Source organism: Streptomyces bikiniensis, from assembly GCF_000716625.1.
GTDB classification, from domain to species: domain Bacteria; phylum Actinomycetota; class Actinomycetes; order Streptomycetales; family Streptomycetaceae; genus Streptomyces; species Streptomyces bikiniensis.
The window spans coordinates 45127-69191 of sequence record NZ_JNXJ01000027.1; the positions used below are offsets into that span (position 1 = coordinate 45127).

The window sequence follows — 24065 nt, forward strand, 5'->3', positions numbered from 1 at the left end:
CCTTCGCCGCGCGGGTGATTGACGGAACGTTCGGGAGCCGATACCCCTGTACGGGTTCGGCCCCGCACGCCCCCTCCGTGCCACCCCCACGCCCCCTGGAGGCCGCCTTGCTCCGTTCCGGGTCCCCCCGACGCACACCGAGGGCGATGGGCGTCCTGGCGTCCGCCGCCCTGCTGCTCCCCCTCCTTTCCGCCGCGCCGCCGGCCGGTGCCGACGCGCCCGGGGCGGGCTCCCTCCAGGAACAGTTCGCCCGGGCGGCCGCGCGCCACGGCGTGCCCGAGAGCGTGCTGCTCGCCGTCTCGTACCTGCAGTCGCGGTGGGACGGCCACGGCGGCGCGCCGAGCGTGACCGGCGGGTACGGACCGATGCACCTGACGGACGCGGTGACGGCCCTGAAGCGGTCCGCCCCGCACCACTCGGACGGCGAGGAGGACCCGCGCGGCGACTCCTCGCGCCCGGCGCGCACGGTGCGCGAGGAGACGCCCGCGCCGGTGCCGTCCGCCGACCGGCTGCCGGAGCGGCTGCGGACCCTGGAGCGGGCGTCCGCGCTGTCCGGGATCCCGGCCGAGGAGCTGCGGACCCGGACGGGCGCCAACATCGAGGGCGGCTCGGCCCTGCTCGCCGCCGCGCAGCGGGAGGCCGGGCTGCCCGCGAGCGCGGACCCGGCCGACTGGTACGGGGCGGTGGCGCGGTACTCCGGTGCGGACGACACGGCGACGGCGACCGCGTACGCGAACGACGTGTTCGACGTGATCCGGACAGGGGAGACCCGGACGACGGACAGCGGGCAGGTGGTGGCGCTCCGGGCCGACCCGTCGGTGGCGCCCGCCACCGGGCAGGTGGCGGCGCTCGGCCTGCGCGCGCCGGCCGCCGGTCCCGTGGAGTGTCCCCGGACGGTGGCCTGCGAGTGGGTCCCGGCGCCGTACGAGGAGTTCGGCGACGGCGACTACGGCAACCACGACAAGGCGGACCGGCCCGTCTCCCAGTCGATCGACTACATCGTGGTCCACGACACCGAGGCCACCTGGGACGTCACCCTGGGCCTGGTGCAGGACCCGGAGTACGTGTCGTGGCAGTACTCGCTGCGCTCCTCCGACGGGCACGTCGCGCAGCACCTGGCGCTGAAGGACGTCGGCTGGCACGCGGGCAACTGGTTCGTGAACGCCAGGTCGGTGGGCCTGGAGCACGAGGGCTTCCTGACCGCGCCGGACTCCTGGTACACGGAGGCGATGTACCGGGCGTCGGCGCGTCTGGTGCGGTACCTCGCCGCCCGGTACGGCATCCCGCTGGACCGGCAGCACGTCCTGGGGCACGACAACGTGCCGGGCACGGTGACGTCCTCGATCCGGGGCATGCACACGGACCCGGGCCCGTACTGGGACTGGGCGCACTACTTCCGGCTGCTCGGCCGTCCGATCGTCCCGAGCGCCGGTCCGCACGCGGGCGTGGTGACGGTCCGGCCGGACTACGACACCCACAAGCCGGTCCACACGGGCTGCGAGACGGCCGGGACGGCGTGCGCGCCGCACGGCAGCGGGGCGGTGCGCCTGCACACCGCGCCGGACGCCGGCGCGCCCCTGGTGAAGGACGTCGGGCTGCGGCCGGGCGGGGAGGACTCCACCACCGGCGTCAACGACACGGGCGCGCGCGCCTCGACGGGGCAGAGCTTCGCGGTGGCGGAGCGCCGGGGCGACTGGACGGCGGTCTGGTACCTCGGGCAGAAGGCGTGGTTCCACAACCCGCGCAAGCGGCCGACCGCGGTGGACGGGCGGGGGCTCGTCCTGACGCCGAGGCCGGGCCTCGCGGAGGTGCCGGTGTACGGGCGGGCCTATCCGGAGGCCTCGGCCTATCCGGCGGGCGTGCCGGTGCAGGCGGTGTCGCCGCTGCCGTACCGGCTGCTCGCCGGTCAGCGGTACGTGGTGGGCGGCCGCACCCCGGGCGAGTACTTCTTCGCACCGACGTTCGACACGACCGGGCATACGGTCGTGCGGGGCCAGGAGGAGTACTACGAGATCCAGTTCGGCCACCGGGTGGCCTTCGTGAAGGCATCCGACGTGCGGGTTTCCCGGATCTGACGGAGGGGTGGCCGAAAGGCTCGGGGCGGTGCCGGACGCGGGGTCCGGCACCACCCCGTCGGCGTTCATACGACTATTCGGGAGATCGTGTGCGCCGTACGGGCGAGGGGTAAGGCTGGGCCGGTCAGACGCCCCTCGCGCACCGGAAGGCCCCCCAGCACATGCCGCAGCCCTTCGTCATGCCGGATTTCTACGTCCCGCATCCGGCACGTCTCAACCCCCACGTGGAGGCCGCCCGCACGCACACGCGTGCGTGGGCGCGGGAAAGGGGGATGCTGGAGGGCTCGGGGATCTGGGAGGAGCACGACCTCGACTCCCACGACTACGCGCTGCTCTGCGCCTACACCCACCCCGACTGCGGCGAGGACGCCCTGAACCTCGTCACCGACTGGTACACCTGGGTCTTCTTCTTCGACGACCACTTCCTGGAGGTCTTCAAGCGCACCCAGGACCGGGCGGGCGGCAAGGCCTATCTGGACCGGCTGCCGCTGTTCATGCCGGCGGACCCGGCGGACCTGCCCGAGCCGGCCAACCCGGTCGAGGCGGGCCTCGCGGACCTCTGGCGGCGGACCGTCCCCGCGATGTCCGGGGGCTGGCGCAAGCGGTTCGCGGAGGCCACGGAGCACCTGCTGTACGAATCGCTCTGGGAGCTCGACAACATCAACGAGGGGCGCGTCGCCAACCCCGTCGAGTACATCGAGATGCGCCGCAAGGTGGGCGGGGCGCCCTGGTCCGCGGGGCTCGTCGAGTACGCGGCGGGGGCGGAGGTCCCGGACCGGGTGGCGCGCTCCCGGCCGCTGTGCGTGCTGCGGGACGCCTTCTCGGACGCGGTGCACCTGCGCAACGACCTCTTCTCGTACCAGCGGGAGGTGGAGGAGGAGGGCGAGAACAGCAACGGCGTGCTCGTCCTGGAGCGGTTCCTGGGCTGCACGACGCAGGAGGCGGCGAACGCCGTCAACGACCTGCTGACCTCGCGGCTCCAGCAGTTCGAGAACACGGCCCTCACCGAAGTGCCGCCGCTGGCCGTCGAGAAGGGGCTCACACCGGAGGAGTGCGCGGCCGTCGCGGCGTACGCGAAGGGGCTCCAGGACTGGCAGTCCGGCGGTCACAAGTGGCACATGCGCTCCAGCCGGTACATGAACGAGGGCATGGTCGGCGGCTCCTCGCACCTGGACGGGATCATCGGCACCTCGGCCCTGGACGTGCGGAACCTCTTCGGGCGGCCGGCGGCCGCGCGGCTGCGGACGCTCACCCACGTGCCGCACCGGCACGTGGGGCCCTCGCTGCTTCCGGAGTTCGACCTGCCGTACCCGCTGGCGCTCAGCCCGCACCACGCGGAGGCGAAGCGGCGCTCGGAGGACTGGGCCGAGCGGATGGGGCTCCTGGACGGCATCTGGGACCGGCCGATGCTGGAGGGCTTCGACCTGGCGCTGTGCGCGGCGGGGCTCGACCCGGACGCCACCCCGGAGGAGCTGGAGCTCAGCTCCGAGTGGCTGATCTGGGGCACGTACGGGGACGACCACTACCCGCTGGTCTTCGGCCGGTCGCGCGACCTGGCCGGCGCGAAGGAGCAGACCGAGCGGTTCATGGCCTGCATGCCGCTGGAGGACCCGGCGCTGGGGGCGGAACGCGCCGTGAACCCGATGGAGCGCTCGCTCGCCGACCTCTGGGCGCGGACGGCGGGCCCGATGCCGCCGGAGGCGCGCGGGCAGCTGCGGTACGCGCTCGACGCGATGCTGGAGAGCTGGCTGTGGGAGCTGCACAACCAGGCGCAGCACCGGGTGCCCGACCCGGTCGACTACATCGAGATGCGCCGCTCCACCTTCGGCTCGGAGCTGACCACCCTGCTGTGCCGGCTGCGGCACGCCGACGCGCTGCCGGCCGCGCTCCACCGCACGGGCACGGTGCGCGCCCTGGAGCGGTCGGTCATGGACTACGCGACGCTCCTCAACGACCTCTTCTCGTACCAGAAGGAGATCGAGGTCGAGGGCGAGGTGCATAACGGCGTGCTCGTGCTGCAGAAGTTCTTCGACTGCGACTATCCGACGGCGGTCGCGATGGTCGACGGCCTGATGCGGGGGCGGCTGCGCCAGTACGAGCACGTGAAGAAGCACGAAGTGCCGCTGCTGTACGAGGACTTCGGGCTGGACGAGGAGGGCAGGGCGGCCTTCGGGGCGTATCTGCGGGAACTGGAGGACTGGCTCGCCGGCATCCTCAACTGGCACCGGAACGTGCGGCGTTACCGGGCCGAGGACGTGCGCTCGGGGGCCGGGACCCCCCTGCTGCGGCACGGTCCGAAGGGGCTCGGCACCTCGGCGGCGCGGGTGGTGGAACTGCTCGGGTCCGCGCCGCGCTGACGCGCGCGGAAGCCCCCCGGAGGGCTCCGGGGGGCTTCCGGGCCTCAGGGACGGCGGCCGCGCAGTTCGTCGATCTCCCGGCGCTCGCGCTTGGTGGGGCGGCCGGCGCCCCGGTCGCGGACGGCGGCGACCGCGACGTGCTCGCGGGGCGGCGGGGGCGGGCTGTTGTCCACGTACGCCTCGGCGGCGACCGGCGGGCCGATCCGCTTGGTGTGCAGCACCTTGACCTCGACGATCCGCTCCCGGCCGCCGTGGAAGACCCGGACCTCGTCGCCGGGCTTCACCGGCTGGGCGGGCTTGACCCGCTCGCCGTTGACCTTGACGTGTCCGGCCCGGCAGGCCGCCGCTGCCTGGGAGCGGGTCTTGGTCAGGCGGACCGCCCAGATCCAGCTGTCGACGCGCGCGCTCATCGCGACCCCCCGCCCTCCCGTCAGCCCTGCTGGAACAGCTCGGCGGGCAGCGGCTTGAGCAGTGCGTACAGGTCGTCGGTGATCGGCCGGTCCCAACTGGCGATCGTCACGAGGACGTTGTCGCTGCGGTCGAACTGGACGCAGGAGATGCGGCTCTCGGAGAGCTTGAGGCGGCGGACGATGAGGAGGTTGTCGCCCTGCATCACGGGGACGTCCTCGGTGTCGAGCACCTCGACCGGCTCGTCGTTGTCCAGGGCGGCGAGGAGCTGCGCCACCTCGAAGGGGATCTGGCCGTCCGCGAGCTCGCGGGCCGGGGAGCCCTCCGGCAGGTTGCCGATGATCATCGCGGGGCCTCGGCCGCCGAACAGGTCGTACCGGAGGAACACCCCCTGGCAGGAGCCGTCGGGCGCGGGCAGCAGGCCGGCGCCGAGATTGCCGGGCCAGTCCCCCGGGTCCATGGCCAGGACGTCGAAGTCCGGGCCCGCGGGTGTGGCGGCGCTGCGGCGGCGGAGGAAGGACATACGGCCATGGTACGTGCCCCGGGGCGGGGTGCGACGCGCCGGGCGGCCCCGGACCGGCGGCCCTTTCCGGGCCGCGCGCGGGGAGCGCCCGAGGACGGGGCGACGGCCAGGACGCCGACCCGCTCCGGGGCCGCGCGGAGAGCCTCCGGCCGCCCCGGCGGTCACGCGAGGTGCCCGGGCAGTCGCTCCGGGTACGCCGTACGGGTGACCGGACCCGGGCCGGCGGGATCCGGAGCGCGCCGGCCGGAGCCGTGCGCACGTCTCAACCGGTCCGGCCGCCCGACCGCTCCGCGAGCCGGTTCAGGAGGTCCAACGCCTCCTCGGCGCGGGCGTGTTCGACGAAGAGGTGGTCGTGGTGGAAGCCGGCCACCACGTTGCAGCTCAGTCCGGCGTCGGCGAGTTCGCGCGCGACGGCGGCCGTGAGCCCGACGGCGTCGAGCGCGGAGTGCACCCGCAGGGTGATCCGGCCCGCCACGTAGTCGTACGGCAGGGAGGCCGCGTCCGCCTCCTCCTGCCGTACGACGAGGGTGAGCCCCTCGGCCTCGGTGACGGTGACCACCGGGGCGAGCCCGGTCGGGGCGGGGCCGTCCACCGTGGTGAAGACGTACCGGCCGGGGTCGAGCTCCGGTCGCAGGCCGGCGAGGAGCCGGGGCAGATCACGTTCCGCGCGCATGCGCGTCAGGATAGGCGGACGCGGTCACGGACGCGGCGGGGCGGCCCCCGCCGGTCCCGTGGCGAACGCCAGGGGCGGGGCGAACCGCCAGGGCGTCCGTGCCCTCCCCGGCCCACAGGCCGATGAAGAGCGCGGCGGTCGCTTCGAGGAGGCCGGCGCGGTGCAGCCCGTGTCGCGCACCGGCCCGCCCGCCAGGCACACCAGCGGTTCGCCCTCTCCCCGTGCCCGGTAGGCGAGTTCGGTTCCGTCGTACGTCGTGAAGGTCGGCATGGGCCGATCCTCACCGGCCCCGATGGTCTCGGCGACGAATTTCGCCGAGGCTGCGGGACCGGGCGCGATACGGTGGACGGGCCGTCCCCGGCCCCCTCCCTCACCCCTAAGGAACCGTTTCACCGTGCCCGACACCCGGGAATCCGCCCTGCGCGGCGACTGCGCCAACTGTTTCGGACTGTGCTGTGTGGCGCTGCCCTTCGCCCGGTCGGCGGACTTCGCCGTGGACAAGGCCTCCGGCGAGCCCTGCCGGAACCTGCGGGAGGACTTCCGCTGCGGCATCCACACCCGGCTGCGGCCGAGCGGTTTCCAGGGCTGCACGGTGTACGACTGCTTCGGCGCCGGCCAGCGGGTGTCGCAGGTGACCTTCGGCGGCGTGTCGTGGCGGGAGGCCCCGGAGACCGCCCGGCGGATGTACGGGGTGTTCCCGGTGGTGCGCGGGCTCCACGAGCTGCTGCGGTACCTCACCGAGGCCCTGGCGCTGCCCGCCGCCCGTCCCGTGCACGCCGAGGTGCGGGCGGCGCTCGCCCGGGTCGAGGCGCTGGCGGCGGGCACGCCGGACGCGCTGGAGGGGCTGGACGTGAACGCCGTGCGGGCCGAGGTGAACCCGCTGCTGCTGCGGACGAGCGAGCTGGTCCGTGCCACGGCCGGCGGCCGGCCGAAGAGCCGGCGCGGGGCGGACCTGATCGGCAAGCGGCTGCGCGGGGCGAAGCTGCGGGGCGCGGACCTGCGCGGGGCGCTGCTCATCGCCGCCGACCTGACGGGGGCGGACCTGGCGCTCGCCGATCTGATCGGCGCCGATCTGCGGGACGCCGACCTGTCGGGCGCGGACCTGACGGGCGCGCTCTTCCTCACGCAGCCCCAGGTGAACGCGGCCCGGGGGAACGCCGCGACCCGTCTCCCGGAGGGCTTCGAGCGGCCCGCGCACTGGGCGGCCTGAGGCGCGGTGCTCCGATCAGACCTCGTACGTGTACGGGGTCGTGGTCGTCAGTTCGAGGAAGCCGAGGCGGCGGAGGATCGGGCGGCTCGTGGGCGCCGCGTCGACCTGGACGTAGCGGTGGCCCCGGTCGGCGGCGATGCGGGCGCGGTGGGAGACGAGGGCGCGGTAGAGGCCGCGGCCGCGCCAGCTCTCGACGGTGCCGCCGCCCCAGAGGCCGGCGAAGTCGGTGCCGGGGTGGAGTTCGAGGCGGGCCGCGCTGACGGGTTCGCCGTGGGCGAGGGCGATCACGGCGGCGACGCCGTCGGGGTCGGCCGAGAGCCGGTCGAGGAGTTGGCGGCCGATGGCGGCGCTGTCGGTGCCGAAGGCGCGTGCGTGGACCTCGACCACCTGGCGTACGCCCGCCCCGTCGGTGACGGCGCGGAGTTCGACGCCCTCGGGGAGCGGGACGTCCCGGGGCAGGGCGGCGGCCTCGGCGGCCATCAGGGTCTCGGGCTCCCCGGGGACGAAGCCCGCCGCGCGGAGCCGGTCGCCGAGGTCGGCGGGGGTGTCGTGCCCGTACAGCTTCCATTCGAAGGACAGGCCCGCGGCCCGGTAGTGGTCGATCTGTGCGGCGACGGCGGCGTCGACGCCGGCCTCGGGGCCGTCGAGTCCCGACCAGAGGACGCCGTTCCACGCGTGCGCGGGGCCGGTGGCGCGGACGACGCCCCCGACGTGCTCGACGCGGCAGCCGGGGCCGTCGGGGCGGGCCTCGCGGCGCACCTGGCGGTCGTACAGGGCGAGCAGGTCACGGGGGTCGCGCGGTGCGCGCGGGTGCGGGGGTTCCATGGCGGTCACTCCAGCACCCGGGCCGGGGACCGGCAACGGGTTTGGGCGGGCGGGAACGGGGCGGCCCCGTCGGTCTTCCGGAGCGCGGTGCTCCCGCGGACGGCCGGGCGTCCCGCTCCCCCCTTCCTGGTGCCTCCTCGCGTCCGACCCCTTGCCAAGCCCCCCGCACCTCCGGTTTTACTGGCCCGAGCGGATCTACCGAATGATCGGTAGGTTGATCCGAGGGTGTGGCGCGGAGCGTGGAGGAGCGACGCATGACGGAAGAACTGCTGGACGGCGGCGAGCGGCTCGGGCGGGAGGAGCTGGCGGCGCTCCAGTTGGAGCGGCTGCGCGCGACCCTGCGGCACGCGTACGAGAACGTGGACTTCTACCGGCGCTCCTTCGACGCGGCCGGGGTCGCCCCGGACGACTGCCGTACGCTCGCGGATCTGGCCCGCTTCCCCTTCACCGCCAAGTCGGACCTGCGCGACCACTACCCCTTCGGGATGTTCGCCGTCGACCCGTCGCGGATCCGGCGGATCCACGCCTCCAGCGGCACCACCGGCCGGCCCACCGTCGTCGGCTACACCGAGGGCGACCTGGACGTCTGGGCGGACGTGGTGGCCCGCTCCCTGCGCGCCGCCGGTGTGCGCCCCGGGCACAAGGTCCACGTGGCGTACGGGTACGGCCTGTTCACCGGCGGGCTCGGCGCCCACTACGGGGCGGAGCGGCTCGGCTGCACGGTGATCCCCGCCTCGGGCGGCATGACGGCCCGGCAGGTGCGGCTGATCCAGGACTTCCGGCCCGAGGTGATCATGGTCACCCCCTCGTACATGCTGACCCTGCTCGACGAGTTCGAGCGGCAGGGCGTGGATCCGCGGTCGACCTCCCTGGAGGTGGGCGTCTTCGGGGCCGAGCCGTGGACGGAGGGGATGCGCAAGGAGATCGAGGAGCGGTTCGCGATCGACGCGGTCGACATATACGGTCTGTCGGAGGTCATGGGTCCGGGGGTGGCGCAGGAGTGCGTGGAGACCAAGGACGGCCTGCACGTCTGGGAGGACCACTTCTATCCGGAGGTCGTGGACCCGTTCACGGGCGAGGTGCTGCCGGACGGGGAGGAGGGGGAGCTGGTCTTCACCTCGCTCACCAAGGAGGCCATGCCGGTGGTCCGCTACCGGACCCGGGACCTGACCCGGCTGCTGCCGGGGACGGCGCGGGTCTTCCGGCGGATGGAGAAGGTCACCGGGCGCAGTGACGACATGATCATCCTGCGCGGGGTGAACCTCTTCCCCACCCAGATCGAGGAGATCGTGCTGCGCACCCCGGCCGTGGCCCCGCACTTCCAGCTGCGTCTGACCCGGGAGGGCAGGCTGGACGCCCTGACCGTACGGGCCGAGGCCCGGGCGGACGCGACGGCCGGGCAGCGGACGGAGGCGGCCCGGGCGATCGCGGCGGCGGTCAAGGACGGCATCGGGGTCTCGGTCGGGGTCGAGGTGGTCGACCCCGAGACCCTGGAGCGCTCGGTGGGGAAGATCCGGCGGATCGTGGACCTGCGGGAGTCCGCGTAGGGCCCGCCCGGTCGGACGGGCCTGCGACGGCCGGTGCCGTCAGCCCAGGAAGGCGAGCAGCCGCTCGTCGAGCCGTTCCGGTTCGGTGAGCGGCAGGGAGTGGTGGGTGGCGCCCGGGAGCAGGACCACCTCGGCCTCCGGAAGTGTGCGCCGGACCCGCTCCGCGACCTCGGCGGCGCGGTGGGTGCGGCTGCGCTCCGCGAGCAGGACCAGGAGCGGTGCGCGCAGGTCGGCGACCCGGGGCCGGCCGCCGGCGACGAGTTTGCGTCCGGGGGCGGTGGCGGCGAGGGCGTAGAGGCGCTGCCAGGCCTCGTCCGGGTGCGCGCCCGCCGTCTCCCGGGCGAGGAAGGCGCGGGCGCGGGCCTCGCTCGGGCGGATCAGGAGGGGCAGCGCGCGCAGCAGGTAGCCGGGGCGGAACCCGGCGAAGACCCGGGTGGGGTCGACGAGGGCAAGGCGGTCGACCCGCTCCGGCGCGTGCAGGGCGTACCGGGTGGCCAGCCAGGCGCCGTACGAATGTCCGCACAGGTGCGTACGGGTGAGGCCGAGGCCGTCCAGGAGCGCGTCCAGCCAGGCCGTCAGGTCGCCGGCGTTCCTCAGGGGCCTGCCCCGGCGTTCGGTGCGGCCGGCGTCGCCGAGGAGGTCGACCGCGTGGACCCGGTACCGCGCGCCGAGGGCCGGCGCGTTGGCGAACCAGACCAGTCCGGTGGCGGAGCCGCCGGGCAGCAGCACCAGCGGGGGGCCGTCCGCCGGGCCGTGGACGTGGACGCGGGTCGGTCCGTACGGGGTGTCGACGTCCCGTTCCTCGGTGGACTCGGGCCAGCGGGCGCGGAGTTCGTCGTAGGCGAGGTCGAAGGCGCGTTCACGGGCGGACGGGGACATGCACATTCCTCTCGCTGAGCGATAATCTCGTTCAGCGAGAGAGTACGCAGGGGTTCACGCACACGAGGACGTGGGGGTACGGGTGGAGGACCGAAGTCCGGCGATGCGGCTGGTGCACCTGCTGCGGGCGGTCACCATCGAATTCGACCTGCTCGGCGCCGGGTTCGCCGCGCGCGAGGGGCTGCACCCCACCGACGTACGGGCGCTGATCCATCTGCTGGACGCGGCACGGGACGGCACCCGGGCCACGCCCGGATGGCTCGGCGAGCGGCTGCGGCTGAACTCCGCGGGGACCACCGCCCTGGTGGACCGGCTCGAACGGCTCGGGCTCGTCCGGCGGGAGCGGGACGCCGAGGACCGGCGGCGCGTCCTCCTCCGGGTGGAGGAGAAGGCCGTGGAGCTGGGACGGGCCTTCTTCGGGCCGGTCATCGGCGGGGTGGTGGCGGTCGCGGAGGGGTTCGGGCCGGACGAGCTGGAGACCGTACGCCGCTTCCTGGCCTCGGTCCTGGAGTCGACCGGGAGGACGCGCCCGGAGTGAGGAACCACCGGGCTCCCGGCGCGGAACACCCGCGTGGTTCCGGGACCGCGGCACCATGGGACCGCGTGCCGAACCGCACCGCCGGAGGGCGGCGCCCCGAGCGGAAGGACCGGAGGACCATGGGAAACGACGCCGAGCAGGTCCGCGCGCTCGTCGAACGGTGGGCCCGGGCGGTGCACCTGGGGCATCTCCACGCGGTGGTGGAGGACCACGCCGAGGACATCGTGATGTTCGACGTTCCGCCTCCCTGCGAGGGCGTGCGGGGCATCGACGCCTACCGGGAGGTCTGGCCGGCGTTCTTCGAGTGGCAGGCCGGCGGAGCCGTCTTCGACGTCGAGGAGCTGGAGGTCACCGCGGGCGGGGACGTCGCCTTCGCCCACGCGCTCGTGCGGTGCGGCACCGAGGAGGAGCTCGCGGCCCGCCCCGGTTTCCGGCTGCGGCTCACCCTCGGCCTGCGCAAGGAGGCGGGCCGCTGGGTGGTCGCGCACGAGCACCACTCCTTCCCCGACCTGGGCCCCTGACGGGCCGCGTCGGTCGCGGTGGACGCGCCGGAGACCCGAACGGGGCAACGTTCGCCGATCCGTTCGGGCCCGTGCCGCTCACCGTGCTCCGACGCCTCCCGGAGGGCCGTCCCAGGCCTTCGCGAACCGGTCCCTCAGTTCGCGCTTGAGGATCTTGCCGCTCGCGTTGCGGGGCAGTTCGGGGAGGAAGTGGACGCGCTTGGGGGCCTTGAAGCGGGGGAGCTTCTCGCGGGCGTGGGCGAGGAGTTCGGTCTCGGTGACCTCGCCGCGCGGGACGACCACGGCGGTGACCGCCTCGACCCAGCGCTCGTCGGGGAGGCCGATCACGGCCGCCTCGGCGACCCCCGGGTGGGTGTAGAGGGCGTCCTCGACCTGGCGGGAGGCGACCAGGACGCCACCGGAGTTGATGACGTCCTTCACCCGGTCGACGATCGTGTAGTAGCCCTCGGCGTCGCGGACCGCGAGGTCGCCCGAGTGGAACCAGCCCTTCCGGAAGGCCGCCCTGGTCTCCTCGGGCTTGTTCCAGTACCCCTTGCACAGCTGGGGCGAGCGGTAGACGATCTCGCCGGGGGTGCCGTCGGGGACGTCGTCGCCGTTCTCGTCCACGACCCGGGCCTCGACGTGGCGGACCGGGCGGCCGCACGAGTCCATCCGGCCCTCGTGCTCGTCGGGGCCGAGGACGGTGGCGAGCGGGCCGATCTCGGACTGGCCGAAGCAGTTGTAGAAGCGCAGCTCCGGCAGCCGGGCGCGCAGGCGCTCCAGGACGGGCACGGGCATGATCGAGGCCCCGTAGTAGGCCTTGCGGAGCGCGGAGAGGTCGCGGGTGGCGAACTCCGGATGGCCGGCCAGTGCGATCCAGACCGTCGGCGGGGCGAACAGGCTGTCGGCGCGGCCCGCCTCGACCAGGTCGAACAGGACGGCCGGGTCGGGTCCGTCGACGAGGGTGTTCTCGGCGCCGACGGCGAGGTAGGGCAGCAGGAAGACGTGCATCTGGGCCGAGTGGTAGAGCGGCAGGGCGTGCACGGGCCGGTCGTCCTCGTGCAGGTCGAGGGCCTCGACGGCGCTCGCGTACGCGTGGGCCAGGGCGAGGTGGGTCATCATCGCGCCCTTGGGCAGGGCGGTGGTGCCCGAGGTGTAGAGCAGCTGGGCGAGGTCGCGGGCGTCGCGGTCGGTCTCGTACGTCTCCGGTTCGGCGAGCGCGTCGAGCAGGGAACCGGGCGCGTCGCGCAGCGGCTTGACGGGGAAACCGGCCGGGATCCGGTCCGCGAGGGCGGGGTCGGCGAGGACGAGCGAGCTGTCCGACTGCTCCAGGACGTACGCGAGGTCGTCGCCGGTCAGGTGGTGGTTGACCGGCACGTGGATCAGGCCGGCCCGGGCGCACGCCAGGAACGCGATGAGGTACGCGTCCGAGTTGTGGCCGTAGGCGGCGACCCGGGCGTACTCCGGAAGGCCGATGCCGTGGTGGGCCTCCCGCAGGACGGCGGCGGCGGTGGAGACGGCGGCGTCCAGCTCCGCGTACGTCCAGCTCCGGTCGGCGTACCGCAGGGCGGTCCGGTCGGGGACGCGCCGGGCGCTCGCGCGCAGGACGCCGTCGACGGTGCGGCTGAGGAGTCGGCTCATGGCGCGATCCTCCGCGCGCGCCTCACGTGAGGTCAAGTACTGTGCGGCGCGGCGGCCATGCCCGGGTCCGGACACCGTCCGGGAGGTCGGCAGGGCGTCGCCCGGCCGGTGCGTGGTCCGGTCCGCGGTGCTCCACCGTCACCGGGGCGAGGGTGGCCGGACGGCGTGTTTGAGGAGTCCCGTCCACAGGCGTGCCCGGCCGGTGCGGTCGAGGGCTTCGTGGGCGGCGAGCAGGCCGCCGGTGACCGCGCCGAGGAAGCCGCCGGCGAGGCAGTCCTGGCCCGAGAGGTACAGGCCGTGGATCTCGGTGCGCGGCCGCAGCCAGTCCGCGAGGCCGGGCCGGTGGCCGTCGCCGAAGGCGGCGACGTCCTTGGCGAGGCCGTAGAGGCTGCCGCCGGGCCAGCGGGTGAAGTGCTCGGCGGTGAGGGGGGTGCCGAGCTCGTGGTAGGCCACCCGGCCCCTGGTGCGCGGCAGTCGGCGGTGGAGCTGTTCGAGGAGTTCCGCCGTGAGGTCGGCCTTCAGCGCGAGGTAGGCCGGATCCCGGTCGCGCGGGCCGGAACCGCGGAAGGGGGCGAACAGCTCCGGGTGCACGTAGGTGAGGATCTCACCGGTCGACCGGCCGGGGTGCCGCGTGGCCCAGGTCGGATCCTTGGCGCAGGAGAAGGAGAAGAAGTGGCCGCTGGTGCGTCCGCCGACGCCGTCGAAGAAGGTGTCGCAGTCGCCGTCGGTGGCCATCAGGTTGTGCCGGGGCAGGCCCAGTTCCTCCGGGTCGCCGTCGAGGCCGACGAAGAGCACCACGAAGGGGGACCCGCGCCGCATGCCCTCCAGCCGGTCCGCACCGGCGGCGGACGGGTCGGGCAGCAGGGTGCGGTAGGTGTGGTGGGCCCCTGCCGCGCTGACCACCACGGGGGCGTGGACACGGGTGCCGTCCGCCAGGACGACGCCCGTCGCCCGTGTCCCGTCCAGTGTGATCCGGGCGACCGGCGCGCGCACGAAGACCTCGCCGCCCGCGGCACGGATCGGGTCGAGCATCGCGCGGGCGATGGCGGCGCTGCCGCCCACCGGGTACCAGGCGCCGGTCCGGAAGTGTTCGAACAGCACCGCGAGCAGGAAGAACGGCAGCCGGGCGGTGGAGTCGGCCAGGAGCAGTGCGCTCCGCGTGAGCAACGCCTGCCGCAACCGCTCGTCACGGACCAGCTCCGCCACCACCTCCCGGGCCGGCCGCAGGGCTCGGGGCGGGACGGCCGCCGCCCGCAGCAGACGGGCCGACCGCCGCACCACCGGACCCGAAAGGCGTCCCAGGGCCAGCGCGGGCAGCACCGCGCGGCACCGTCCGATCAACCGGAACAGCGCCTCGATCCCCGCCCGCTCGGCCGGAAAGCGCTCGATCAGGGAGGTCCGGTAGGCGGAGAAGCCGACGGGCGCCCAGTGCACCTCCTCCGCCAGCCGGTACTCGTCGTAGGGGTCCCCCACCGGGGTCCAGCGCAGGGCACCGCCGGTCAGGTAGTCCGACACCACCCTGACCGGTTCGCGCCGTCCGAGCTGGCCGACGTAGTGGATGCCGACGTCCCACTCCCAGCCGCGCCGCCGATAGGCGTGGGTGTAACCGCCCGCGGTGTAGTGCTGCTCGAACACCGCCACCCGTCGCCCCTGCCGGGCCAGACAGACCGCCGTCGTCAGCCCGCCCGCCCCGGACCCGATCACCACCGCGTCGTACGCGCTCGCCACCGGGCCCGCCGCCAGCGGACGCCCCACCAGAACGCCCCGGCTCACCTCCGCCTCCCGCTCCGGAGGTCCCTTGCTTCGAGCGGGGTGTCCGGGCCCGTGAGGGCCGGGACGGGGCTGGTGCACATGGACGCGACTCCGGAAGGACGGGATGAGGCCGACAAGCGGTGAACGGATCACCGGTGCCGGGGGATACGGCCGTTCGCCCACCGTCATCCGGATCGGTCCGGCACTTCCCCTCCGAGGCTGACGCGGAGACGGCCGCGGGGCTTGCGCCGAGCCCGCGGCCGGTCCGGTACGCCTTTCCGGCCTCGGCTCGCTGCTGTCGGGCGAGAGGAGAGGGGCCGTCAGGGGCTGAACGACAGGAACACGAAGGCGGCGAAGATCGAGAGGTGGACGCCGCCCTGGAGGAGCGTGGCCCGTCCGGGCACCACGGTCAGGGCGCTCACCACGCCGGTGAGGGCGAGCAGGACCAGGTGGAGGGGGCCCAGGCCGAGCACCAGGGGCCCGGACAGCCAGATCGAGGCGAGCGCGATCGCCGGGATGGTCAGGCCGATGCTGGCGATCGCGGAGCCGTAGGCGAGGTTGAGGCTGGTCTGCATCCTGTCCCGGCGGGCCGCGCGGACGGCGGCGAGGGTCTCGGGGAGCAGGACCATCAGGGCGATGACGACGCCGACGACCGCTTTGGGCAGGCCGGCCGACTCGACGCCGTCCTCGATGGTGGGCGAGATCAGCTTGGCGTTGCCGACGACGGCGACGAGGGCGAGGAGGAGCAGGCCGAGGCTGGTCCAGGCCTCGCGGTCGCCCGGCGGGGGGGCGTGCTCGTCCTCGGACTCGTGGCCGGGGCGCGGCACGGGGAGGAAGTAGTCGCGGTGCCGGACCGTCTGGACGCCGACGAACACGGCGTACAGGAAGAGGGAGGCGACGGCGGCGAAGACGAGCTGGACGCCGGAGAACTCGGGGCCGGAGTGGCTCGTGGTGAAGGTCGGCAGGACCAGCGTCATCGTGGCGAGGGTGCAGACGATGGCGAGCGCGCCGCCGGAGCCCTCGGCGTTGAAGACGGCGACGCGGTTGCGGAGCGCGCCGACGAGCAGGGAGAGGCCGACGATGCCGTTGCAGGTGATCATGACGGCGGCGAAGACGGTGTCGCGGGCGTAGGTCGAGGTCTTCTCGCCGCCTCCCGCCATCAGGGTGACGATGAGTCCGACTTCGATGACGGTGACGGCCACGGCGAGGACGAGCGAGCCGAAGGGTTCGCCGACGCGGTGGGCGATCACCTCGGCGTGGTGGACCGCCGCGAGGACCGCCGCGAGGAGGCAGAGCGCGATGAGCCCCACGACGAAGCCGGGGAGGTCGCGCCCCCAGGCCGCACCCAGGGCGAGCGCCGCCACCACCGGTCCCCAGGTGGTCCACTGACGTGTCATTGCCACCGTGCTCGAACTCATGATCCGCATCCTGCCACAAAGGGGGCTTTCGCCCGATTTCGGTTATTCCAGGGGTTCGGTGAGGCCGCGCTCGTACGCGGCGAGGGTCTCGACGAACATCCGTCGCTCCCGCGCGTCGAGCGGGGCCAGGGCCGCACGCCAGGCGTCGGCACTGCGCCCGAGCCAGCCGTCGATGGCGGGCCGGTACCGCTCGGAGATCGACACGATCTTGCGCCTGCGGTCGACGGGGTCCTCGGCCCGCTCCAGGACGCCCTTCTTCGCCAGGTCCCCCACCATCAGGCTGGCGGTGGTGGGGGCGACCTCCAGATGGGCGGCGAGCTCGTTGACGCTCAGCGGCCCGTCGAAGAGGAGGTGCGCGAGGAGGGAGAGGTGGCGGGGGGCGAGGGTGAGCGACTGCAGGTCCTCGGGGATCCTGACGCGCTTGACCCGTGTGACCGTCCGAGGCATCAGCAGCAGCAGCGTGCGCACGGCCTCGTCCAGTTCCGGTCCGGGGTCCTCGTCCTCCTCATGGGTGTTCTGCATCGCGCGCTTCCCCTTTCGTTTCTGTTTCAAACTCTTCATTTTGCTTTGAAAGCAAAGAGATCTTTACGGCCGATGTTACCGGAAGGGCCGTTCGATCCGGGAAGATCCGTTTGGCGGCGGGCGCCGGTGGGATGACAGTGGGCATGACGGAGGATGCGACGAGACAAGGACGTTCGACCCGGCGCGCGTTCGGCGGCGGGCTGCTGGCCCTCGGAGGAGCGGTGGTGATCGGTGCGGCGCCGGGCGCCGGTCTCGCGGCGGGAGCCGAAAGCGGGTCAGGAGGCGGCCCGGGGACCGGGATCCCCGCGCGGCGGACCACCACCCTGCGGCGCGGGCCGGCCGCGCGGGCCGGGCTGCTCGCCCCGCACCTGGACGGACTGGTGGCGGAGGCCGAGGCGTTCCTCGCGCCCTCCCCCGCACACCCCTGGTACGCGGGCGCCGTGCTCCTCGCCGGGCGCGGCGGGACCGTGGCCCTGCACCGGGCGATCGGCTCGGCCGTGCGCTACTCCGCGTACGACGAGAAGACCGGCACCGGCGTCGAACTGCCGCCGGAGCGGCAGCGGCCGACGACCGTGGACACCGTCTTCGACCTGGCCTCGGTCTCCAAGCTGTTCACCTCGATCCTGGCCGTGCAGCAGATCGAGCGCGGGGCGCTCGACCTGGAGGCGAGGGTCACGGCGTACCTGCCGGAGTTCGGCGGCGGCGGGAAACGGGACGTGACGGTGCGCCACCTGCTCACCCACACCTCCGGCTTCCGGTCCTGGATCCCGCTCTACCGGGAGCCGACGCGGGAGGGGAAGCTGCGGCTGCTCTGGGAGGAGAAGCCCGCGAACCCGCCGGGGTCCGCGTACCTCTACTCCGATCTCAACCTGATCACGCTCCAGTTGGTCCTGGAGGAGATCACCGGTCGCACTCTGGACGTCCTGCTCCACGACGAGATCACCGCTCCGCTCGGGATGCACCGCACGCGCTTCAACCCCCCGCCGTCCTGGCGGCCCGACATCGCCGCCACCGAGGACGCCCGGCCGCCCTGGTCGGGTCTGGACCGGGGGATGGTGTGGGGCGAGGTCCACGACGAGAACGCGTACGCGCTCGGCGGGGTCGCCGGGCACGCCGGGATCTTCTCGCGCGCCTGGGACCTGGCGATCCTCGCCCGCGCCCTGCTCAACGGCGGGGCGTACGGCCGGGCCCGCATCCTCTCCCCCGCGTCGGTGGAGCTGATGTTCACCGACTTCAACACCGCCTTCCCCGGCGACGCGCACGGGCTCGGCTTCGAGCTGCACCAGCACTGGTACATGGGCGCGATGGCCACGCCCCGCACGGCCGGGCACACCGGCTTCACCGGCACCAGCCTCGTCCTGGACCCGACGACCGACTCGTTCCTGATCGTCCTCGGCAACTCCGTGCACCCGGTGCGCTCCTGGCGCTCCGGCTCCGCGCCCCGCGTCGCCACCGCGAACCGGCTGGCCAGGGCCGTTCCCGTACGGCCCGCCCGGGGGCGGACGGCCTGGTTCTCCGGGATGGCGAGCGGCACCACCGCCACCCTCGCCCTGCCCCCGGTGCCCGGGGCCGCGCGCCTGGAGTGCGCGCTGTGGTGGGACACCGAACCGGACGCGGACGCCGTCTTCCTGGAGGTCTCCCGCGACGGCGGGGAGCTCTGGGAGCCGCTGCCGTTCACCACCGCGCGCCCGGGAGGGGAACCGCTGCCGCACCCGGCGGGGGCGGTGGGCGGCTGGTCCGGACGCGTCTGGCACCGGCTCGCGGCCGAGGTCCCGGCGGCGGCCCGGGGCGCCGTCCCCGTACGGCTGCGGTGGCGGTACGCGACGGACGCGCGGTACGTCGGGCGCGGGGTGTACGTGGACGGGCTGCGGGTCCTCGACGCCGCCGGCCGGCCGCTGTTCGACGAGGCCCGGCCGGCGGACGGCGCGCGGGTCGAGGCGGTGGGGTGGACGGCGTCCGGGGACTGAGCCGGCGGTCCGGCCCGGATGCGGGGGTGACCGGTCGGCCGCCGCCGTACGCGGGGGCGGTCCCCGATCGGCCGCCCCGCACGGGAGGCGGTCCTCAGTCGGCCGCCGCCGTGCGCAGTTCCGTCAGGAACGGGCTGATCAGGGGGTGCTCCTCGGCTCCGCGCCGTACCGCCGCGAAGACCCGGCGGGTGGGAGCGACCCCGTCCACGGGCCGGATCTCGACGTCCGTGAGGTCCATCCCGCGCAGCGCCGAGCGGGGCACGAGGGCCACCCCGGCGGCGGCGGAGGCGAGGGCGACGACGGCGCGGAAGTCGTCGGAGACGTGCGCGAAGCGGGGGGCGAATCCGGCGTACTCGCAGGCCAGGACGGTGACGTCGTGGCAGGGGTTGCCGGTGGACTGCCCGATCCAGTCGTCCTTGGCGAGGGCGGCGAGCGCGACCCGCCCGCCGGCCGTCAGGGGGTGGGCGGGCGGCAGGACCGCGTCGAAGGGCTCGGCGTAGAGCGGCACGCGGGTGAGGCGGTCGTCGTCCTCGCCGGGGGCGCCCCGGTACTCGACGGCGACGGCCACGTCCACCTGCCGGTCCAGGACCATGAGCAGGCTCTCGTCGCCCTCGGCGTCCCGCACCCGGACCCGGATGCCGGGCGCGGTGCGGGCGAGCGCCGTGAGGGCGGGGGCCACGACGAGGCCGATGCCGGTGGCGAAGGCGGCGACCGTGACGGTGCCGGCCTGGCCGGAGCCGTAGGCGGCGAGTTCGGCCTCGGCGCGCTCCAGCTGGGCCAGGACGGCGTTGGCGTGGCTCAGCAGGATCTCGCCGGCCGGGGTGAGGCGCGCGCCCCGGGCGCTCCGCTCGACCAGGCGGTGGCCGGTCTCCTGCTCCAGGGCGGCGAGCTGCTGGGAGACGGCGGAGGGGGTGAGGTAGAGCGCGGCGGCCGCCGCCGTGACCGTGCGGTGGTCGGCCACCGCACGGAGGATGTGCAACCGCCGCGCTTCGATCATGCCCCCAGTCTCGCAGGCCGGAGGGGCTGCTCCGGCCCGCGGACCGAGGGTCCGCCCGACCCGGGGGCCGGGGTCCGCCCGGCCTGCGGGCCGGGGTCCGGGGTACGGGTCCCGCGTCAGCCCGCCAGGGCGGCGCGGGCCGCGACGAACGCGTCCACGGCCCGGTTCACGTCCTCCGTGGAGTGGGCGGCCGAGAGCTGGACCCGGATGCGGGCCTGGCCCTGCGGCACGACCGGGTACGAGAAGCCGATCACGTACACGCCGCGCTCCAGAAGGAGCTCGGCCATCCGCCCGGCGACGGCGGCGTCCCCGATCATGACGGGGGCGATGGCGTGGTCGCCGGGGAGGACGTCGAAGCCCTCCTCGGTCATGCGGGAGCGGAAGAGCGCCGTGTTGGCCCTGAGCCGGTCGCGCAGGTCGCCGGCGGACTCCAGGAGGTCGAGGACCTTGAGGGAGGCGGCGGCGATGACCGGGGCGAGGGTGTTGGAGAAGAGGTACGGGCGGGAGCGCTGGCGCAGCAGGGCGACGATCTCGGCGCGGGCGGCGACGTAGCCGCCGGAGGCGCCGCCGAGGGCCTTGCCCAGGGTGCCGGTGATGATGTCGACGCGGTCCATGACGCCGTGCAGCTCGGGGGTGCCGCGCCCGCCGGGGCCGACGAAGCCGACGGCGTGCGAGTCGTCCACCATGACCATGGCGTCGTAGCGCTCGGCCAGGTCGCAGATCTCGTCCAGCGGGGCGACGTAGCCGTCCATCGAGAAGACGCCGTCGGTGACGATCAGCTTGCGCCGGGCGCCGCCCTCGACGGCCTCCTTGAGCTGCCGCTCCAGGTCGGCCATGTCGCGGTTGGCGTAGCGGAAGCGGCGGGCCTTGGAGAGGCGGATGCCGTCGATGATCGAGGCGTGGTTGAGGGCGTCGGAGATGACGGCGTCCTCGGCGCCGAGGAGGGTCTCGAAGACGCCGCCGTTGGCGTCGAAGCAGGAGGAGTAGAGGATCGTGTCCTCCTGGCCGAGGAAGGAGGACAGGCGCGCCTCCAGCTCCTTGTGCACCTCCTGCGTGCCGCAGATGAAGCGGACGGACGCCATGCCGTAGCCCCAGCGGTCCAGGGCTTCGTGGGCGGCGGCGACCACCCCGGGGTGGTCGGCCAGGCCCAGGTAGTTGTTGGCGCAGAAGTTGAGCACCTCGCCGGGGCGGCCGCCGGCGGTCACCTCGACGGTGGCCGACTGGGGGGTGCCGATGACGCGCTCGGGCTTGTGGAGTCCGGCCTGCTCGATCTCTTCGAGGGTGGCTCGGATGTCGTCGCGTACGGAATCGAACATGGGTCAGGCTCCCGCAGTCCAGTCGAGGATGATCTTGCCGCTCTTGCCGGAGGCCGCGTCGTCGAAGGCGGCCTCGAAGTCGGTGTACGCGTAGCGCCCGGTGATCACGGGGGCGAGGTCGAGACCGCCCTCCAGGAGCACCGACATGGCGTACCAGGTCTCGAACATCTCGCGGCCGTAGATGCCCTTGACCGTGATCATGGAGGTGACGATCTTCGCCCAGTCGACGGCGAAGTCCTCGCTGGGCAGGCCCAGCATGGCGATCTTGCCGCCGTGGGTCATGTTGGCGACCATGTCGCGCATCGCGTGCGGGTTGCCGGACATCTCCAGGCCGACGTCGAAGCCCTCCTTGAGCCCGAGGGTGCGCTGGCCGTCCGCGATGGTGTGCTCTGCGACGTTCAGGGCGAGGGTGACGCCCGTCTTGCGGGCGAGTTCGAGGCGCTCCTCGCTGACGTCGGTGATGACGACGTTGCGGGCGCCGGCGTGCTTGGCGACGGCGGCGGCCATGATGCCGATCGGGCCCGCGCCGGTGACCAGGACGTCCTCGCCGACGAGCGGGAAGGAGAGCGCGGTGTGGACGGCGTTGCCGAAGGGGTCGAAGATCGCGGCGACGTCGAGGTCGACGGGGACGCGGTGCACCCACACGTTGGAGGCGGGCAGCACGACGTACTCCGCGAAGGCGCCGTCGCGGCCGACGCCGAGGCCGACGGTGGCGCGACAGAGGTGGCGGCGGCCGGCCAGGCAGTTGCGGCACTTGCCGCAGACGAGGTGGCCCTCGCCGCTGACCAGGTCTCCGACGGCGATGTCGGTGACGTCGCGGCCGGTGTGGACGACCTCGCCGACGAACTCGTGGCCGATCGTCAGCGGGGTGTCGATCGTCTTCTGCGCCCAGCCGTCCCAGGAGCGGATGTGCAGGTCGGTGCCGCAGATGCCGGTCCGCTTGACCTTGATGAGGACGTCCCCGGGGCCGGTCTCCGGCTCGGGCACGTCCGTGAGCCAGAGTCCCGGCTCCGCCTTCAGCTTGACCAGTGCCTTCAATGCAACGGCTCCCGACGTGCGTGTCCTGTGATGTGGGGGTGAGGGCAGGGCTGTACGCCCAAGATCCCTGGAAGAGAATCTTCCGTACGCGCGGCTCCGGGTCCATCGAGGATTTCTTAAGCGCGCTCGCAGATCAGCTTCACACCCCGGGCGGGGCGGCCCGGCGTCAACACGCGGGCACGACGCCCACCCCCGGGGGCGTCACCGGCCCAGGACGCTCATCGCCGCGTTGTGGCCGGGGATGCCGCTCACTCCCCCGCCCCGGACCGCGCCCGCGCCGCAGAGGAGCACGTTGGGGTGGCGGGTCTCCACGCCCCAGCGGCCGCCGCCCGCCCCGTCGGGGGACTCGTCCGCGTACGGGAAGGAGAGGTCGCGGTGGAAGATGTGGCCGCCGGGCAGCCGCAGGTCGCGTTCGAGGTCGAGCGGGGTCTTCGCCTCGACGCACGGCCGGCCGTCGGCGTCGAGGGCGAGGCAGTCGGCGATCGGCTCGTCCAGGTGGGCGTCGAGCTGGGCGAGGGTGGCGGCGAGCAGTGCGGTGCGGGCGCCGTCGTTGTCGGCCGCGAACAGCCGGGCGGGGGTGTGCAGTCCGAAGAGGGTGAGGGTCTGGTGTCCCCGGGCGGCGAGGTCCGGGCCGAGGATCGTCGGGTCGGTCAGGGAGTGGCAGTAGATCTCGGAGGGCGGGGCGGTGGGCAGGCGCCCGGCGGCGGCCTCGGCGTGGGCGGCGGCGAGCTGCCCGTACCCCTCGGCGATGTGGAAGGTGCCGGCGAAGGCCTCGCGGGGGTCGACGGAGCGGTCCCGGAGCTTCGGCAGCCGGGTGAGCAGCATGTTGACCTTGAGCTGGGCGCCCTCGGGGGCGGGCGGGGGCGGGTCGCCGAGCAGGGCGGCGAGGTCGCTCGGGGAGGCGTTGACGAGGACGTGGCCCGCCTGGACGGTCCCCTCGCCGTCGGCGGTGCGGTACGTGACCTCGGCGCGGCGTCCGTCGGTCTCGATGCGGGTGACCTCGTGGCCGGTGCGGAGGTGGGCCCCGGCGGCATGGGCCGCGTCCGCGAGGGCGTCGGTGAGGGCGCCCATGCCGCCGACGGGCACGTCCCAGTCGCCGGTGCCGCCGCCGATGACGTGGTACAGGAAGCAGCGGTTCTGGAGCAGGGTCGGGTCGTGGGCGTCGGCGAAGGTGCCGATGAGGGCGTCGGTGAGGACGACGCCGCGGACCAGGTCGTCGGCGAAGGTCCGTTCGAGGGTGGCGCCGAGGGGTTCCTCGAAGAGCATCCGCCAGGTGTCGGCGTCGTCGACGCGGGCGCGCAGCTCGGCGCGGGTGGGGAGCGGTTCGGTGAGGGTGGGGAAGATCCGGCGGGCGGCCCGGCCGGTGCGGGCGTAGAACGCCTGCCAGGCCTCGTGCTCGCGGTCGGAGCCGGTCAGCGCGGCGAAGGAGGCGCGGGTGCGCTCGGGACCGCCGCCGACGAGGAGCCCGCCGTCGCCCTTCGGGGTGTACGAGGAGACGGACCGCTTCCGCACCGCGAACGTCAGCCCGAGGTCCCGGACGATCTTCTCCGGGAGGAGCGAGACGAGGTACGAGTACCGGGAGAGGCGGGCGTCCACCCCGGCGAACGGGCGGGTGGAGACGGCGGCCCCGCCCGTGGAGCCGAGCCGTTCCAGGACGAGGACGGTCCGTCCGGCGCGGGCCAGGTAGGCGGCGGCGACGAGCCCGTTGTGTCCGCCCCCGACGACGACGGCGTCGTACGGGGCGGCGGGCGCGGGGGCGCCGGGGAGCGGGGCGGAGGCGGTCATGGCTCATGCTCACACGCGGGCGGGGGCCGGGGAAGGGGCCGGGCCTGTCCCCTTCCCCGGGGAACGCCGGGGCCCGTCCCCTTCCCCGGGGAAC

At 74.2% G+C, this 24065-nt stretch carries 20 protein-coding genes; 7 read left to right on the plus strand and 13 right to left on the minus strand.

The window, feature by feature from the left end; genetic code table 11:
* Nucleotides 1-146: 146 nt before the first annotated feature.
* Together OO47_RS21390 and OO47_RS21395 are read left to right on the plus strand one after the other, a co-directional pair.
* The gene (locus OO47_RS21390; protein WP_030208143.1) at nucleotides 147-2075 is read left to right on the plus strand and encodes an N-acetylmuramoyl-L-alanine amidase; all 1929 of its coding nucleotides are present in this window, start codon (nucleotides 147-149) and stop codon (nucleotides 2073-2075) included.
* A 161-nt stretch (nucleotides 2076-2236) separates the two neighbouring features.
* Nucleotides 2237-4432, plus strand: a complete 2196-nt coding sequence (locus OO47_RS21395; protein ID WP_033209859.1) for a terpene synthase family protein — start codon at nucleotides 2237-2239, stop codon at nucleotides 4430-4432.
* A 44-nt stretch (nucleotides 4433-4476) separates the two neighbouring features.
* Here the strand turns inward: OO47_RS21395 and OO47_RS21400 are convergent, their stop codons facing one another.
* The 3 genes from OO47_RS21400 to OO47_RS21410 all read right to left on the minus strand — a co-directional run bounded on the left by OO47_RS21400 (nucleotide 4477) and on the right by OO47_RS21410 (nucleotide 6036).
* The gene (locus OO47_RS21400) at nucleotides 4477-4842 is read right to left on the minus strand and encodes an RNA-binding S4 domain-containing protein (protein ID WP_030208147.1); all 366 of its coding nucleotides are present in this window, start codon (nucleotides 4840-4842) and stop codon (nucleotides 4477-4479) included.
* A 20-nt stretch (nucleotides 4843-4862) separates the two neighbouring features.
* The gene (locus tag OO47_RS21405) at nucleotides 4863-5363 is read right to left on the minus strand and encodes a hypothetical protein (protein WP_030208153.1); all 501 of its coding nucleotides are present in this window, start codon (nucleotides 5361-5363) and stop codon (nucleotides 4863-4865) included.
* A 262-nt stretch (nucleotides 5364-5625) separates the two neighbouring features.
* On the minus strand, nucleotides 5626-6036 hold the full coding sequence (locus OO47_RS21410) for an ACT domain-containing protein (RefSeq protein ID WP_030208156.1): 411 nt from the start codon (nucleotides 6034-6036) through the stop codon (nucleotides 5626-5628).
* A 394-nt stretch (nucleotides 6037-6430) separates the two neighbouring features.
* On the opposite strand from OO47_RS21410, the gene OO47_RS21415 reads away from it, so the two are divergent.
* Nucleotides 6431-7246, plus strand: a complete 816-nt coding sequence (locus OO47_RS21415) for a pentapeptide repeat-containing protein (RefSeq protein WP_030208158.1) — start codon at nucleotides 6431-6433, stop codon at nucleotides 7244-7246.
* Between the two features lie 15 nt (nucleotides 7247-7261).
* Here OO47_RS21415 and OO47_RS21420 read toward each other — a convergent pair whose 3' ends face one another.
* A complete protein-coding gene (locus OO47_RS21420; protein ID WP_051715460.1) occupies nucleotides 7262-8071 on the minus strand; it encodes a GNAT family N-acetyltransferase in 810 nt (269 codons plus the stop codon).
* Between the two features lie 254 nt (nucleotides 8072-8325).
* Between OO47_RS21420 and paaK the strand changes: the two genes are divergently transcribed.
* Complete coding sequence (gene paaK / locus OO47_RS21425) at nucleotides 8326-9618, plus strand: phenylacetate--CoA ligase PaaK (RefSeq protein ID WP_030208164.1); 1293 nt, start codon at nucleotides 8326-8328, stop codon at nucleotides 9616-9618.
* A 39-nt stretch (nucleotides 9619-9657) separates the two neighbouring features.
* Here paaK and OO47_RS21430 read toward each other — a convergent pair whose 3' ends face one another.
* On the minus strand, nucleotides 9658-10497 hold the full coding sequence (locus tag OO47_RS21430) for an alpha/beta fold hydrolase (RefSeq protein WP_030208168.1): 840 nt from the start codon (nucleotides 10495-10497) through the stop codon (nucleotides 9658-9660).
* A gap of 103 nt (nucleotides 10498-10600) precedes the next feature.
* On the opposite strand from OO47_RS21430, the gene OO47_RS21435 reads away from it, so the two are divergent.
* Nucleotides 10601-11035, plus strand: coding sequence for a MarR family winged helix-turn-helix transcriptional regulator (locus tag OO47_RS21435; RefSeq protein WP_030208171.1), 435 nt, complete (start codon nucleotides 10601-10603; stop codon nucleotides 11033-11035).
* A 119-nt stretch (nucleotides 11036-11154) separates the two neighbouring features.
* Nucleotides 11155-11556 carry a YybH family protein gene (locus tag OO47_RS21440; protein WP_030208174.1) on the plus strand — a complete coding sequence of 134 codons (402 nt, stop codon included), beginning with the start codon at nucleotides 11155-11157 and terminating at the stop codon, nucleotides 11554-11556.
* Nucleotides 11557-11634: 78 nt separating this feature from the next.
* On the opposite strand, the gene OO47_RS21445 is transcribed toward OO47_RS21440, so the two are convergent.
* The 4 genes from OO47_RS21445 to OO47_RS21460 all read right to left on the minus strand — a co-directional run bounded on the left by OO47_RS21445 (nucleotide 11635) and on the right by OO47_RS21460 (nucleotide 16868).
* Nucleotides 11635-13176 carry a fatty acyl-CoA synthetase gene (locus tag OO47_RS21445; protein ID WP_030208177.1) on the minus strand — a complete coding sequence of 514 codons (1542 nt, stop codon included), beginning with the start codon at nucleotides 13174-13176 and terminating at the stop codon, nucleotides 11635-11637.
* A 138-nt stretch (nucleotides 13177-13314) separates the two neighbouring features.
* On the minus strand, nucleotides 13315-14949 hold the full coding sequence (locus OO47_RS21450; protein WP_158708683.1) for a phytoene desaturase family protein: 1635 nt from the start codon (nucleotides 14947-14949) through the stop codon (nucleotides 13315-13317).
* A 299-nt stretch (nucleotides 14950-15248) separates the two neighbouring features.
* On the minus strand, nucleotides 15249-16325 hold the full coding sequence (locus tag OO47_RS21455) for a calcium:proton antiporter (RefSeq protein ID WP_407696334.1): 1077 nt from the start codon (nucleotides 16323-16325) through the stop codon (nucleotides 15249-15251).
* A gap of 63 nt (nucleotides 16326-16388) precedes the next feature.
* Nucleotides 16389-16868 (minus strand): MarR family winged helix-turn-helix transcriptional regulator, encoded by a 480-nt coding sequence (locus OO47_RS21460; RefSeq protein WP_051715463.1) that lies wholly within the window; start codon nucleotides 16866-16868, stop codon nucleotides 16389-16391.
* Between the two features lie 143 nt (nucleotides 16869-17011).
* Here OO47_RS21460 and OO47_RS21465 point away from each other — a divergent pair, with 143 nt between their 5' ends.
* A complete protein-coding gene (locus tag OO47_RS21465; RefSeq protein WP_030208186.1) occupies nucleotides 17012-18835 on the plus strand; it encodes a serine hydrolase domain-containing protein in 1824 nt (607 codons plus the stop codon).
* Nucleotides 18836-18929: 94 nt separating this feature from the next.
* On the opposite strand, the gene OO47_RS21470 is transcribed toward OO47_RS21465, so the two are convergent.
* The 4 genes from OO47_RS21470 to OO47_RS21485 all read right to left on the minus strand — a co-directional run bounded on the left by OO47_RS21470 (nucleotide 18930) and on the right by OO47_RS21485 (nucleotide 23971).
* Complete coding sequence (locus OO47_RS21470) at nucleotides 18930-19832, minus strand: LysR family transcriptional regulator (RefSeq protein WP_030208188.1); 903 nt, start codon at nucleotides 19830-19832, stop codon at nucleotides 18930-18932.
* 116 nt (nucleotides 19833-19948) lie between these two features.
* On the minus strand, nucleotides 19949-21148 hold the full coding sequence (locus OO47_RS21475; protein ID WP_030208189.1) for a glycine C-acetyltransferase: 1200 nt from the start codon (nucleotides 21146-21148) through the stop codon (nucleotides 19949-19951).
* 3 nt (nucleotides 21149-21151) lie between these two features.
* Nucleotides 21152-22186, minus strand: coding sequence for an L-threonine 3-dehydrogenase (gene tdh / locus OO47_RS21480; RefSeq protein WP_030208191.1), 1035 nt, complete (start codon nucleotides 22184-22186; stop codon nucleotides 21152-21154).
* 201 nt (nucleotides 22187-22387) lie between these two features.
* A complete protein-coding gene (locus tag OO47_RS21485; protein ID WP_030208194.1) occupies nucleotides 22388-23971 on the minus strand; it encodes a phytoene desaturase family protein in 1584 nt (527 codons plus the stop codon).
* Nucleotides 23972-24065 lie beyond the last annotated feature (94 nt).

Excerpts from the sequence above, each read along its gene's own strand:
- OO47_RS21390 (WP_030208143.1), top strand. The coding sequence starts at position 147 with ATGGGCGTCCTGGCGTCCGCCGCCCTGCTGCTCCCCCTCCTTTCCGCC.
- OO47_RS21395 (WP_033209859.1), top strand. The coding sequence starts at position 2,237 with ATGCCGCAGCCCTTCGTCATGCCGGATTTCTACGTCCCGCATCCGGCA.
- OO47_RS21400 (WP_030208147.1), bottom strand. The coding sequence starts at position 4,842 with ATGAGCGCGCGCGTCGACAGCTGGATCTGGGCGGTCCGCCTGACCAAG.
- OO47_RS21405 (WP_030208153.1), bottom strand. The coding sequence starts at position 5,363 with ATGTCCTTCCTCCGCCGCCGCAGCGCCGCCACACCCGCGGGCCCGGAC.
- OO47_RS21410 (WP_030208156.1), bottom strand. The coding sequence starts at position 6,036 with ATGCGCGCGGAACGTGATCTGCCCCGGCTCCTCGCCGGCCTGCGACCG.
- OO47_RS21420 (WP_051715460.1), bottom strand. The coding sequence starts at position 8,071 with ATGGAACCCCCGCACCCGCGCGCACCGCGCGACCCCCGTGACCTGCTC.
- paaK (WP_030208164.1), top strand. The coding sequence starts at position 8,326 with ATGACGGAAGAACTGCTGGACGGCGGCGAGCGGCTCGGGCGGGAGGAG.
- OO47_RS21430 (WP_030208168.1), bottom strand. The coding sequence starts at position 10,497 with ATGTCCCCGTCCGCCCGTGAACGCGCCTTCGACCTCGCCTACGACGAA.
- OO47_RS21435 (WP_030208171.1), top strand. The coding sequence starts at position 10,601 with ATGCGGCTGGTGCACCTGCTGCGGGCGGTCACCATCGAATTCGACCTG.
- OO47_RS21440 (WP_030208174.1), top strand. The coding sequence starts at position 11,155 with ATGGGAAACGACGCCGAGCAGGTCCGCGCGCTCGTCGAACGGTGGGCC.
- OO47_RS21445 (WP_030208177.1), bottom strand. The coding sequence starts at position 13,176 with ATGAGCCGACTCCTCAGCCGCACCGTCGACGGCGTCCTGCGCGCGAGC.
- OO47_RS21455 (WP_407696334.1), bottom strand. The coding sequence starts at position 16,325 with ATGACACGTCAGTGGACCACCTGGGGACCGGTGGTGGCGGCGCTCGCC.
- OO47_RS21460 (WP_051715463.1), bottom strand. The coding sequence starts at position 16,868 with ATGCAGAACACCCATGAGGAGGACGAGGACCCCGGACCGGAACTGGAC.
- OO47_RS21465 (WP_030208186.1), top strand. The coding sequence starts at position 17,012 with ATGACGGAGGATGCGACGAGACAAGGACGTTCGACCCGGCGCGCGTTC.
- OO47_RS21470 (WP_030208188.1), bottom strand. The coding sequence starts at position 19,832 with ATGATCGAAGCGCGGCGGTTGCACATCCTCCGTGCGGTGGCCGACCAC.
- OO47_RS21475 (WP_030208189.1), bottom strand. The coding sequence starts at position 21,148 with ATGTTCGATTCCGTACGCGACGACATCCGAGCCACCCTCGAAGAGATC.
- OO47_RS21485 (WP_030208194.1), bottom strand. The coding sequence starts at position 23,971 with ATGACCGCCTCCGCCCCGCTCCCCGGCGCCCCCGCGCCCGCCGCCCCG.